11 protein-coding genes are annotated in these 11,970 nt (G+C 61.7%); 6 read left to right on the top strand and 5 right to left on the bottom strand.

The window, feature by feature from the left end:
- Positions 1-86 precede the first annotated feature (86 nt).
- From JMN22_RS09780 to JMN22_RS09760, 5 genes are all read left to right on the top strand, one after another.
- Positions 87-1,244 carry a D-alanyl-D-alanine carboxypeptidase family protein gene (locus JMN22_RS09780; RefSeq protein WP_030140374.1) on the top strand — a complete coding sequence of 386 codons (1,158 nt, stop codon included), beginning with the start codon at positions 87-89 and terminating at the stop codon, positions 1,242-1,244.
- Positions 1,245-1,326: 82 nt separating this feature from the next.
- A complete protein-coding gene (locus JMN22_RS09775; RefSeq protein ID WP_030140373.1) occupies positions 1,327-1,602 on the top strand; it encodes a DUF493 domain-containing protein in 276 nt (91 codons plus the stop codon).
- Entirely contained in the window at positions 1,602-2,249 is a 648-nt protein-coding gene (gene lipB, locus JMN22_RS09770) for a lipoyl(octanoyl) transferase LipB (protein WP_198796717.1), read from the top strand. Before JMN22_RS09775 ends, lipB begins: the two co-directional genes overlap by 1 nt.
- Before the next feature lies 1 nt (position 2,250).
- Positions 2,251-3,273 (top strand): lipoyl synthase, encoded by a 1,023-nt coding sequence (gene lipA, locus JMN22_RS09765; protein WP_024776648.1) that lies wholly within the window; start codon positions 2,251-2,253, stop codon positions 3,271-3,273.
- A gap of 886 nt (positions 3,274-4,159) precedes the next feature.
- Positions 4,160-5,086 (top strand): S66 peptidase family protein, encoded by a 927-nt coding sequence (locus JMN22_RS09760; RefSeq protein ID WP_198796718.1) that lies wholly within the window; start codon positions 4,160-4,162, stop codon positions 5,084-5,086.
- Between the two features lie 106 nt (positions 5,087-5,192).
- Here JMN22_RS09760 and JMN22_RS09755 read toward each other — a convergent pair whose 3' ends face one another.
- The 5 genes from JMN22_RS09755 to leuS form a co-directional block, all read right to left on the bottom strand.
- The gene (locus tag JMN22_RS09755; protein WP_198796719.1) at positions 5,193-6,515 is read right to left on the bottom strand and encodes a lytic murein transglycosylase; all 1,323 of its coding nucleotides are present in this window, start codon (positions 6,513-6,515) and stop codon (positions 5,193-5,195) included.
- A 72-nt stretch (positions 6,516-6,587) separates the two neighbouring features.
- A complete protein-coding gene (arfA, locus tag JMN22_RS09750; RefSeq protein WP_003205882.1) occupies positions 6,588-6,752 on the bottom strand; it encodes an alternative ribosome rescue factor ArfA in 165 nt (54 codons plus the stop codon).
- A gap of 178 nt (positions 6,753-6,930) precedes the next feature.
- Positions 6,931-7,968 (bottom strand): DNA polymerase III subunit delta, encoded by a 1,038-nt coding sequence (gene holA, locus JMN22_RS09745; protein ID WP_181289421.1) that lies wholly within the window; start codon positions 7,966-7,968, stop codon positions 6,931-6,933.
- A gap of 39 nt (positions 7,969-8,007) precedes the next feature.
- Positions 8,008-8,613 (bottom strand): LPS-assembly lipoprotein LptE, encoded by a 606-nt coding sequence (locus JMN22_RS09740; protein WP_030140366.1) that lies wholly within the window; start codon positions 8,611-8,613, stop codon positions 8,008-8,010.
- Between the two features lie 90 nt (positions 8,614-8,703).
- Positions 8,704-11,310: a leucine--tRNA ligase gene (gene leuS, locus JMN22_RS09735; protein ID WP_030140365.1), complete on the bottom strand. Its 2,607-nt coding sequence runs from the start codon at positions 11,308-11,310 to the stop codon at positions 8,704-8,706.
- 302 nt (positions 11,311-11,612) lie between these two features.
- Between leuS and JMN22_RS09730 the strand changes: the two genes are divergently transcribed.
- Positions 11,613-11,933, top strand: a complete 321-nt coding sequence (locus tag JMN22_RS09730) for a hypothetical protein (protein WP_198796720.1) — start codon at positions 11,613-11,615, stop codon at positions 11,931-11,933.
- Positions 11,934-11,970 lie beyond the last annotated feature (37 nt).

The raw sequence follows: 11,970 nt of genomic DNA, 5'->3' as shown, positions 1-11,970 counted from the left end.
AGCAACTTAAATACGCGGCGGCCCGTTAAGAGGCTGCCTGTTTAGTTCTGCCTTCGGGCAGTCCCATTAGCGATTTCGAGAGACGGATGAACATCACCACCTTTGCCAAACGCCTTTGCCTGCTAGTCCCGCTGCTTCTCTCTCCGGCCGCATTCGCGGTCGAGATGATGCCTTCGCCTCCACAACTGGCGGCCAAGGCCTATGTCCTCATGGATGCCAGCAGCGGCAATGTGCTGGTGGAGAACAATGGTGACCAGCGCCTGCCACCGGCCAGCCTGACCAAGCTGATGACCGCCTACATCGCCACGCTGGAGATTCGTCGTGGCCAGATTGGCGAGAACGATCCGGTCACCGTCAGCGAGAATGCCTGGCGCACCGGCGGTTCGCGGATGTTCATCAAGGTCGGCTCGCAAGTGACCGTCAGCGACCTGCTGCACGGCATCATCATCCAGTCCGGCAACGACGCCAGCGTCGCCCTGGCCGAGCACATCGCCGGCAGCGAAGATGCGTTCGCCGACATGATGAACAAAACCGTGGCCGACCTGGGCATGACCAACAGCCACTTCATGAACCCGACCGGCCTGCCGAACCCTGAGCACTACTCGTCGGCTCACGACATGGCGGTGCTGGCCCGGGCAATCATCCACGAAGACCCGGCGCACTACGCCATCTACTCCCAGAAGGAGTTCTTCTGGAACGGCATCAAGCAACCTAACCGCAACCTGCTGCTGTGGCGCGACAAGACCGTCGATGGCCTGAAGACCGGTCACACCGACGAAGCGGGCTATTGCATGGTGTCTTCGGCCGTGCGCGACGGCATGCGCCTGATCGCCGTGGTCTTCGGCACCAGCAGCGAAGTGGCTCGTGCCGCTGAAACCCAGAAGCTGCTGACCTACGGTTTCCGTTTCTTCGAAACCCAGACCTTCTACCAGAAGGGCACCGAACTGGCCCAGGCCCAGGTCTGGAAAGGTTCCACCAACCAGGTGAAGGCCGGCCTGGCCCAGGACCTGACCATGACCCTGCCGAAAGGCCAGCTCAAGAAGCTCGCCGCCAGCATGACCATGAATCCGCAACTGACCGCGCCGATCGCCAAGGGTGACGTCATCGGCAAGGTCGAAGTCAAACTGGAAGACAAGGTGGTGCACAGCGCCGACCTGATCGCGCTGGACGCGGTCGAGGAAGGTGGTATCTTCCGCCGCATGTGGGATAGCATCCGTCTATTCTTCTACGGCTTGTTCAACTGATTCCGAGTGTTGACCTGCATGGCCCCGTTCCTTTCCGGCGCGGGGCCATGTTCGTTACCACGCCTTGCGAGGCCGTTACGCCATGACAGACTCTGAAGTAAAGGCGCCAAAGATCGAATTTCCCTGCGCGGATTACCCGATCAAAGTAATCGGCGACACCGGTGTGGGCTTCAAGGACAAGATCGTCGCGATCCTTGAGAAACACGCCACCGTTGACCTCAAGACCCTGGCTGAGCGCCAGAGTACCAACGGCAAGTACACGACGATCCAGTTGCACATCATTGCCACCGGCCAGGAACAGCTCTACGACATCAACAGCGAGCTGCGAGCGACCGGTTTCGTGCACATGGTGTTGTGATGCCGGGCACGCTGGGCTTTCGCGAGCTGGGCATGATGGCTTACGAGCCGGTCTGGCATGCCATGCAGCGCTTCACCAACGAACGCGGTGACGCGGCGGCTGATGAAGTCTGGCTGGTCGAACACCCACCGGTGTTCACCCAGGGCCAGGCGGGCAAGGCCGAGCATCTATTGCTGCCGGGTGATATCCCGGTGGTGAAGGTCGACCGGGGCGGGCAGGTGACTTACCATGGTCCCGGCCAACTGGTGGCCTACCTGCTGCTGGATGTGCGCAAGCTGGGATTCGGCGTGCGCGAGCTGGTCACGCGCATGGAGACGTGCCTGATCGAATTGCTCGCCAGCTACGGTGTGGCCGCGGCGGCCAAGCCCGATGCACCGGGCGTGTACGTCGACGGGGCGAAGATCGCCTCCCTTGGTCTGCGGATCCGCCATGGTTGTTCGTTCCACGGCCTGGCGTTGAACGTGGACATGAATCTTGAACCGTTCCGACGGATTAATCCCTGTGGCTACGCAGGGCTGGCGATGACCCAGCTGCGCGATCACACAGGATCGATTGAATTTGCCGAGGTAAGTGCCCGGCTGCGCGCGCAGCTCGTCAAACACCTCGACTATGCTGAGCAGACGACCCTCACGGGCGGAATCGACTGATATGACTACTGATGCAGTGCAAACCATGATCCCGACGCAGGACGTCACCGAGCGTCCGGCCCCGCGTGCCAAGGTAGAGGCCGGCGTCAAGCTGCGCGGCGCCGAGAAGGTTGCACGCATTCCGGTCAAGATCATCCCCACCACCGAACTGCCGAAGAAACCCGACTGGATCCGCGTGCGCATCCCGGTTTCCCCGGAAGTCGACCGCATCAAGGCGCTGCTGCGCAAGCACAAGCTGCACAGCGTCTGCGAAGAAGCCTCCTGCCCGAACCTGGGCGAATGCTTCTCCGGCGGTACCGCGACGTTCATGATCATGGGCGACATCTGCACCCGTCGCTGCCCATTCTGCGACGTCGGCCACGGTCGTCCGAAGCCATTGGACGTCAACGAGCCGGAAAGCCTGGCGATCGCCATTGCCGACCTGAAGCTCAAGTACGTGGTCATCACCTCGGTGGACCGCGACGACCTGCGTGACGGTGGTGCCCAGCACTTCGCCGACTGCATTCGCGAAATCCGCAAGCTGTCGCCGAACGTGCAGCTGGAAACCCTGGTGCCGGACTACCGCGGCCGCATGGACATCGCCCTGGAAATCACCGCTGCCGAGCCGCCAGATGTGTTCAACCACAACCTGGAAACCGTGCCACGCCTGTACAAGGCCGCGCGTCCGGGTTCGGACTACCAGTGGTCGTTGACCTTGCTGCAGCGCTTCAAGCAGATGATGCCGCATATTCCGACCAAGTCTGGCTTGATGCTGGGCCTGGGTGAGACCGATGAGGAAGTTATCGAGGTCATGAAGCGCATGCGTGAGCATGACATTGATATGTTGACTCTCGGCCAGTACCTGCAGCCTTCGCGTAGCCACTTGCCGGTGCAGCGTTTTGTACACCCGGATACCTTTGCCTGGTTTGCCGAGGAGGGATACAAGATGGGCTTCAAGAATGTGGCTTCGGGGCCGTTGGTGCGGTCTTCGTATCATGCTGATGAGCAGGCTAAGTTGGTCAAGGCTGAGCTTTTGGGTAGCTGATCCGTTTTTTGCGTAACGGCGGCTGATGGTTCCGCCCTTACGGCGGGTCACTTTTTTCAGACGCCAAAAAAGTAACCAAAAAGGCTTTGCCCCACCACTCGGTGCCTCGCCTAGGCTCGGCATGCCTGAACGAAGGCATCGCTCCGTGGGCCCGCCGCGATGGGCCATCCATGGCCCAGCGCGGCTAACCCGGCATCCATGCCGGGTTACCCACTGCGCAATACCTTCGTTCAGCCATCGTGGTTAACGGGGCGCTTCAGATCAAAAGCAAAAGCAAAAGCAAAAGCGAGGTGGCCTTAAGGGTCGACCTGGTTTCTGGTGGATTGCATATCTCCTATGGGAGCGAGCCTGCTCGCGAAGGCGGTGTGTCAGTTTGCGCTGATGTTGGGTGTACCGGCCTCTTCGCGAGCAAGCTCGCTCCCACCCGGGTTTCGCGGTGAATGTGCATTGGATGGCTGCCGAAAATCCAATGTGGGAGCGAGCTTGCTCGCGAAAGCGGTGGTTCAGCCAAATAAATCCTGGCTGATGCCCCGCTCTTGCTCTTGCTCTTGCTCTTGCTCTTGCTCTTGCTTTGGATCTTGATCTTGATCTTGGCGCCCCGTTAAACCACGCTGGCCGAACGCAGGCATTGTGGAGTGGGCATCCCGGCATGGATGCCGGGATAGCCGCGCAGGGCCATGGATGGCCCATCGCGGCGGGCCCACGGAGCAATGCCGGAGTGAGGGCACACCGAGCCTAGGCGAGGTGCCGAGTGGTGGGGCAGAGCGTTTTTGGTTACTTTTTTGGCGTTTGAAAAAAGTGACCCGCTGTAAGAGCGGAACCACCAGCCGCCGTTACAAAAAAACGGATATACACACGATCAGACGATCAAAAACCCGGAAACCCCATGACCCCACACCACCCCGTCCCAGCACTCCCGCACGAAGGCCTGATCGCCGTGATCGCCCCCGCCGGCCCCGCACCCCTGGACACGGAAAAAGCCATCCAATGGATGCGTGCAAGGGGCCATGAACTGCGAATCTTCCCAGGCGTCTACGAAAAAGACGGCTACCTCGCCGGCCCCGACGAAATCCGCCTCAATGACCTCCACGCCGCCTTCGCCGACCCAGAAATCAACGCTATCATCTGCCTACGCGGCGGCTACGGCACCCCCCGGCTGCTGGATCGCATCGACTTCGACCTCATACGCCGCAACCCCAAGCCATTCGTAGGCTACAGCGACATCACCGCCCTGCACCTCGCCATCAGCCGCTACGCAGGCTTCGTCACCTTCCACGGCCCGCTGCTAAACGCCGACCTCCTGGGCGACAAGGAACCCCCAACCGTCACCTCGTTCTTCAGCCTGCTACGCGGTCAATTGAAGGCCGGCGACGTCCTGAGCCATCCCGCAGCGTACCCGCTGACCACCGTCGAGCCGGGCATCGCCCATGGACGTCTGCTGGGAGGCAACCTCTCGATGATCGCCGCGACCATGGGCACGCCTTACCAGATCGACGCCGAAGGTGTGATCCTGTTCATCGAAGACGTCAACGAACCCCTGTACCGCATCGATCGCCTGCTGACCCAATTGCGACTCGCGGGCACGCTGGCGAAGTTGCGCGGTGTATTGGTGGGGGACGTGGCCGGGGTGGATGTCGAAGCGTTGAACCGGTTGCTCAAGCAGACCTTCGCGCCGTTGCGCATCCCAGTGTTGTCTGGCTGGCGCAGCGGGCACTGCGATCCGAACCTGACCTTGCCCATGGGGGCGTTGGTGACGCTGGACGCGGGGGAGAAGAAGTTGATGTTGGAGCAGGATGTGGTGGTCAGTCTTTAGTTCTTTATTGCCTGATAGTCAGTCATCGCGAGCAAGCTCGCTCCCACAGGTTGACCGAGAACACCTGTGGGAGCGAGCTTGCTCGCGATGGCATCAGCCGCCAAATTCAACGGCTACGCAACGCCTCCAGCAACTGATGGGTCGGATACCCATCCGCCGGCCAGCCAAACGATTGCTGCGCACTGCGGATCGCCTTGCGGGTGTTGGCGCCGATGATGCCGTCGGGGTTGCCCGCGTCGTAGTTGTGCTTGCCGAGCAGCACCTGCAATTCGATACGTTCGCTGCGGCTCAGCGGCAGGTCTTCCTTGGGCCACTGACCGTAGACCAGGCCTCCACCGGTGAAGCGCTCCGACAACAGCCCAACCGCCAGCGCATAGGACGACGAATTGTTGTACTTGAGGATGGCGCGGAAGTTATCGAAGATCAGGAACGCCGGGCCACGATGGCCTGCCGGCAGGAGGAGGGACGCCGAGAGTTGCTTGTCATCCGGCGTTATCGGCAGGCCACCATATTCTGAAACGCCCAGTCGCTCCCATTCAGCGACAGGCTTGCGGATCGTGCCATCGGCCAGCGTGTAGTCGAAGCCCTCGTTGAGCGAGACCTCGAATCCCCATCGTTGGCCACGCTGCCAGCCGGAGCTCTGCAGATAGTGCGCGGTCGACGCCAGGGCATCGGTTGAGCTGCCCCAGATGTCGCGGCGACCGTCGCCGTCAAAGTCCACCGCATGGGTGTTGTAGGTGGTCGGAATGAACTGGGTCTGGCCCATGGCCCCAGCCCAGGAACCGAGCATTTTTTCCGGTGTGATATCGCCCTGTTGCAGGATCTGCAGCGCGGCGATCAGTTGGGCATGGGCAAAGGCCGGACGCCGTCCCTCATAGGCCAGGGTTGCCAGGGAGTTGATGACGGACTTGGTGCCCTGGAACTGACCGAAGTTGCTCTCCATGCCCCACACCGCCACCAGCGCCGCGCGATCGACGCCATAACGCTGCTCGATGTTTTGCAGGACCTGGGCGTTCTGTTGGATCAGGCTCTTGCCTTTATTGACCCGCAGCGGCGACAGCGCGCCGTCGAGATATTCCCACACGGGGCGGGTGAATTCCGGCTGGCTGCGATCGGCCTTGATGACGCTCATGTCCGGGCTGACACCGATGAACGCGCGATCGAACAGATCACCGCGGATCCCGGCGGCCAGCGCCTCTCGGCGAAACCCGGCCTGCCATTCGGCGAAGGTCTGGGTCGGTACGATGTCCAGGTCGTCACTGGTCGGCATGACCGGCGGCACGATGGCGGGGGCGGTCACGGCGGGTGCGGGCTGCAGCGGTTGGGCGTCGGCGGCGGTAGGTTTTTCGGCGCAGGCGACAAGCAGGGCGACGCTTGTGGCAACAATCATTTGGCGCAGTGGCCAACGATGGGAAAGACAGAAGGGCATGCACGGGTCCAGAAATACAAATCAGGTGCCGACCTTAACATGCGAAAGGGGCGTAGGGCTTGTCTGGGTGTTTCAAGCCGCCAGAAAGCAAGAAGCCTCCCAGTTATCAGACTGGAAGGCTTCGCGGCGGTAGCTGCCCTTGCCCTTGGCGGGTCGTTCCTGGCGGCTGCGGAACAGGGGTTGGGCGACGATGGACTTGGCCTTGTTGGGGCCATGCTTGGATGGCTTTTTGCTCATGGTCGGATCTCTCGTGGGGTGGTTTTGCGGGGGAAATCATGGGGCAGGACTGGGGCGTTGTCCATAGGGTAAATGGAGGCAATATTTGTAGGATCAAGGGCGGAAAAGATCGCAGCCTTCGGCAGCTCCTACAATGAAATGCATACCTCTGTAGGAGCTGCCGAAGGCTGCGATCTTTTTATTCAGCGGGTAGTGGCAGTCGTTGTCCGGCCATCAACAACGACAACCGACTGAGGCTCATCCACGGCGAGCCGGCAGCCTGGCCCTTGATCTGCGCATCGATGCGCTGGGCTTCCAGCAGCAGTTGTGCCCAGCGTGACGCCGAGTACCGCTGCAGGGCTTTGCTCATCAGCGGTTTGCGTTTATCCCACACGGGCGGACGGGCCTGGCTGAAGGCCTTGTCCAGGGGCACGCCCTGGCTGTATTGCAGCGACAGGTTGGCCAGCAGCCGCAGCTCCCGGGCCAGGGCCCAGAGGATCACCGGTGGCTCGACGCCTTCGCCCCGCAGGCCTTCGAGCATGCGCAAGGCATGGGCGGCTTCGCCGTTGAGGATCGCATCGGTCAGCCCGAAGACGTCGAAGCGGGCGCTGTCGGCTACGGCGGCCTGGACCGTTTCCACGGTGATCTGCCCGCCTTCGGCCATCAGCTTGAGCTTTTCGATTTCCTGGGCGGCGGCCAGCAGGTTGCCTTCGACCCGGGCGGCGATCAATTCCACCGCGTCCTGGCTGGCCGACAGCCCGGCCTGGGACAGACGCTGGCGGATCCAGCTCGGCAACTGGCTGACGTCCACCGGCCAGATCTGCACGAACTGGGTCTGCGGCCCTTCGACCAGGGCCTTGCCCCACTTGGTTTTCTGCGCACTGCCGTCGAGTTTCGGCAGGCTGATGAGCAGTACCGTGTCTTCGGCCGGTCGCGAGCAATATTCGATCAGTGCGGCGGCACCTTTGTCACCGGGTTTACCTGAAGGCAAACGCAGTTCCAGCAGGCGTTTCTCGGCAAACAGCGACATGCTTGCCCCGGCCTGCAACAACGTACCCCAGTCAAAACTGGCGTCGGCGGCGAACACCTGGCGTTCGTCGAAACCTTGCTGGCGAGCGGCGGAGCGGATGGCGTCGGCGGCTTCCTGGCACAGCAGCGGGTCATCGCCGCTGATGATATAGACCGGCGCGAGGGCGCCTTGCAGGTGTTTGCCGAGTTGCGCGGGAGCGAGCTTCATAAGGGTAGGCGAGCGGGGCGCCAAGGCGCCCCGCAAGGCTTATTGAGCTGGAATTTGCATCGGCGACTGTTGCGGGGTTTCCGCCTCAGCCTTGCGTGCCGCTTCCAGTGCGTCGGCTTCTGCCTTGGCCTTGGCGTCGGCGGTCTGCTGCAATTGCTCCAGCTGGGCGGGTGTCAGTTGCTGCAGGCGCAGCATCATGCGCTGAACCATGTCGCGGCGCATTTCTTCGCGTACTTCGCTGGATTCCTGATCGGAACCCACGATGTTGTTGCCGTCATGCAGATAGACTTTTTGCACCTGGAGCTTGTCGTCCATCAACACAAGGTCGTTCTGGCCGCGGATTTGATAGTTCAGCACGTTGTTCAGCTCATATTCGGCTGAACGACCGGCACCGGCATAGCTCAGGCTGCGCTGGTTTTGCTGCTCGCGGGTCAAGACCAGCTTGTACGGCGCACCGCTGTGGACCTTCACGCCGCTGTTTTCCAGCGCATCGCGCAATGCTTTTACTGTTTCGCCATAAGCATCGCGTGCGCTGAGGTCCAGCTCGGTGATGGCCAGGTCGGTGCTGCCGGTACCGCGCAGTTGGAAGCCGCAGGCACTCAGCAGGACCGCGAGGCCCATAACCAGCAGATTACGTTTGATCATCTTGTTGCTCCCCTTGAAACCCATGGGCCGAGCGTGCGGCCCCGCAGGTCATGTTCGGCGCCGGGCCCCTGGCCCGGTCGCCTGATCCAATTAGCTTGCGACGATATTGACCAGCTTGCCGGGCACGACGATCACTTTACGGATCGTCAGGCCATCGACAAAGCGCAGCACGTTCTCATTGGCACGCGCCGCGGCTTCGACTTCTTCGCGAGTGGCGGCGGCCGGCATTTCGATCTGGCCGCGCAGCTTGCCATTGACCTGGATGACCAGGGTCAGGCTGTCCTGCACCAGCGCGGTTTCGTCCACCAGCGGCCAACGGGCGTCGATCACCGGGTCGGCGTGACCCAGTTGATTCCACAACTCGTGGCTGATGTGCGGAGTGATCGGTGCCAGCAGCAGCGTCACCGCCTCCAGGCCTTCATGGATCAACGCGCGATCCTGCTCGGTGCCTTGGGCGGCTTTTTCCAGTACGTTCATCAGCGTCATCACCTGGGCGATGGCGGTGTTGAATTTGTGGTTCTGGCCGACGTCATGGCTGGCCTGCTTGATGGCCAGGTGGATCGCGCGGCGAACGGCTTTCTGCTCGTCGTTCAGGCTGGCCACGTCCAGTTTGCCCGGCAGGCCCTGGGTGACGTGGGCCTGGGCCAGGCGCCAGACGCGCTTGAGGAAGCGGTGCGAGCCCTCGACGCCCGAGTCGGACCATTCGGCGCTCATGTCGGGCGGCGAGGCGAACATCATGAACAGGCGGCAGGTGTCTGCGCCGAACTGGTCGATCATCGACTGTGGGTCGACGCCGTTGTTCTTCGACTTGGCCATTTTCTCGGTGCCGCCGATTTCCACCGGCAGGCCGTCGGCGATCAGCTTGGCGCTGATGACCTTGGCCTTGCTGTCGCGTTCGAGTTCGACGTCGCTCGGGTTGAACCAGGTGTAGGCACCGTTGGCTTCGCGACGATAGTAAGTCTCGGCGATCACCATGCCCTGGGTCAGCAGGTTCTTGAACGGCTCGTTGGAGCTCACCAGGCCTTCGTCGCGCATCAGCTTGTGGAAGAAACGCGCGTAGAGCAGGTGGAGAATGGCGTGTTCGATGCCGCCGATGTACTGGTCCACCGGCAACCAATGGTCGGCCGCGGATTTTTCCACCAGGCCGCCTTCAAAGTGCGGCGAGGCGTAGCGCGCGTAGTACCACGAGGACTCGACAAAGGTGTCCATGGTGTCGGTTTCGCGCTTGGCCGGTGCACCGCATTTCGGGCAGTTGCACTCATAGAACTCGGGCATGCGCGCCAGGGGCGAACCGGCGCCGTCGGGTACGACGTCTTCCGGCAGGACCACGGGCAGTTGATCTTCCGGCACCGGTACGTCGCCGCAGGTGTCGCAATGCACGATCGGGATCGGGCAGCCCCAGTAGCGCTGGCGACTGATGCCCCAGTCACGCAGGCGGAACTGGGTGCGCGAGGCACCGAGGTTCTTCTTGATCAGGGCCACTTCGATGGCATCGAACGCGCCGGCGAAATCCAGGCCGTTGAACTCACCGGAATTGATCAGCTCGCCGTGCTCACCGTAGGCGTCTTGCCAAGGTGCCGGGGTCTGGTCGCCGGCGCTGGTGCGCACGACCGGTTTGACCGGCAGGTTGTACTTGTGGGCGAACTCGAAATCGCGCTCGTCGTGGGCTGGCACGGCCATGACCGCGCCGTCGCCGTAGTGCATCAGCACGTAGTTGGCGACCCACACCGGCAGTTTCTCGCCGGTGAGCGGGTGCTCGACGAACAGTGAAGTCGGCAGGCCTTTCTTCTCCTGCGTGGCAACGTCGGCTTCGGCGACGCTGCCGCCCTTGCATTCGGCGATGAACGCCTGCAGCTCGGGGTTGTTCTGCGCTGCCAGGGTCGCCAGCGGATGCTCGGCGGCCACAGCGACATACGTCGCGCCCATCAGGGTGTCCGGACGGGTGGTGAAGACTTTCAGGGTGCCGGCTTCGCCAATGGAGGCGACGTCGTACGGGAACTGCACTTCCATGCCCCGGGACTTGCCGATCCAGTTGCGCTGCATGGTCTTGACCTGCTCGGGCCAGCCGGTCAGCTCGTCGAGGCTCTCCAGGAGTTCATCCGCATAGGCGGTGATCTTGAAGTAATACATCGGGATCTCGCGCTTTTCGATCAGCGCGCCGGAGCGCCAGCCGCGGCCGTCGATCACTTGCTCGTTGGCCAGTACGGTCTGGTCCACCGGGTCCCAGTTCACGGTGCCGTTCTTGCGGTAGATCACGCCTTTTTCGAACAGGCGGGTGAACAGCCATTGTTCCCAGCGGTAGTAATCAGGCTTGCAGGTGGTGACTTCGCGGGACCAGTCCACCGCCAGGCCCAGGCTGCGCAGCTGGGACTTCATGTAGGCGATGTTTTCGTAGGTCCACTTGGCGGGGGCCACGTTGTTCTTCATCGCGGCGTTTTCCGCCGGCATGCCGAAGGCGTCCCAGCCCATGGGTTGCAGGACATTTTTGCCTTGCATGCGCTGGTAGCGGGAGATCACGTCGCCGATGGTGTAGTTGCGCACATGCCCCATGTGTAGCTTGCCGCTGGGGTAAGGGAACATCGACAGGCAGTAGTACGTCTCCTTGCCTGGCTGTTCACTGACTTCAAAGGACTTTTGCTCGTCCCAGAACGACTGGGCGGCGGCTTCGATTTCACGGGGCTGGTAGTGTTCGTGCATGGCTACTTTTGTACTGAATGGGGTGGCCCAATCCTCTTCGTTGCCATGCTGGACGCGGACGACGCCGAATGCGGCGTTCTCAATGCCCAGCCAAGCTGGAAGTGGAGTTACAGGAAGCGCCGTAGCATACATGACCGCGCTCTGCCGAGGGAAACCCTGATTGCTGCCGAACCATTGCCGAGCCTTGCAGACCTTCGCCGACGACCGGTGTTCAGGGCCGTTGGTCGCGGCGCGCTGCCGGTTTGCCCAGCGAAGCTAAGCTTCTCAATGGGGAGTGAGTCTTATCTTCAATGAGGTGAGGGATGGTTGAATCACAACGAAAAGTCGCTACACCTGAGTTATACGAAAAACTGATCGATCGTCTCGGGGTGGCCCTGGACGCTGCAAGAACCGCCGGTCGCTTGCGTGATGAACGCCCGGCAGAGCTGGAACTGCGCGGCTTGAGCCCCGCAGAGTTCGAACTGGTCAAGGCCTACCTTGAGCAGGTCGGGCACCAGGGACCTGCAAGCGGGGCCCAGGCAAACAAGCGTCTCGATGCGCCCCGTTCGGCCAAAGTTGTCTGGCTAAAGGACCGGACGCCCGACAAGGATGCTGTAAAGGTCCGGTCATTGCAGTTCAAGTAACGCCGGATTCACGCGTGTCGCTTTTTTTTGATTCGAT

The organism is Pseudomonas sp. HB05 (genome assembly GCF_016756915.1).
In the GTDB taxonomy this organism is placed as follows: domain Bacteria; phylum Pseudomonadota; class Gammaproteobacteria; order Pseudomonadales; family Pseudomonadaceae; genus Aquipseudomonas; species Aquipseudomonas alvandae.
Note: the sequence above shows the minus strand (reverse complement) of the source record. Positions and strands in the feature narration are given on the sequence as shown.

Bases quoted from the DNA above. Each gene is read 5' to 3' on its own strand.
- JMN22_RS09740 (WP_030140366.1), bottom strand. From the start codon at position 8,613: ATGATCAAACGTAATCTGCTGGTTATGGGCCTCGCGGTCCTGCTGAGT.
- leuS (WP_030140365.1), bottom strand. From the start codon at position 11,310: ATGCACGAACACTACCAGCCCCGTGAAATCGAAGCCGCCGCCCAGTCG.
- JMN22_RS09780 (WP_030140374.1), top strand. From the start codon at position 87: ATGAACATCACCACCTTTGCCAAACGCCTTTGCCTGCTAGTCCCGCTG.
- lipB (WP_198796717.1), top strand. From the start codon at position 1,602: ATGCCGGGCACGCTGGGCTTTCGCGAGCTGGGCATGATGGCTTACGAG.
- JMN22_RS09730 (WP_198796720.1), top strand. From the start codon at position 11,613: ATGGTTGAATCACAACGAAAAGTCGCTACACCTGAGTTATACGAAAAA.
- JMN22_RS09760 (WP_198796718.1), top strand. From the start codon at position 4,160: ATGACCCCACACCACCCCGTCCCAGCACTCCCGCACGAAGGCCTGATC.
- lipA (WP_024776648.1), top strand. From the start codon at position 2,251: ATGACTACTGATGCAGTGCAAACCATGATCCCGACGCAGGACGTCACC.
- JMN22_RS09755 (WP_198796719.1), bottom strand. From the start codon at position 6,515: ATGCCCTTCTGTCTTTCCCATCGTTGGCCACTGCGCCAAATGATTGTT.
- arfA (WP_003205882.1), bottom strand. From the start codon at position 6,752: ATGAGCAAAAAGCCATCCAAGCATGGCCCCAACAAGGCCAAGTCCATC.
- holA (WP_181289421.1), bottom strand. From the start codon at position 7,968: ATGAAGCTCGCTCCCGCGCAACTCGGCAAACACCTGCAAGGCGCCCTC.
- JMN22_RS09775 (WP_030140373.1), top strand. From the start codon at position 1,327: ATGACAGACTCTGAAGTAAAGGCGCCAAAGATCGAATTTCCCTGCGCG.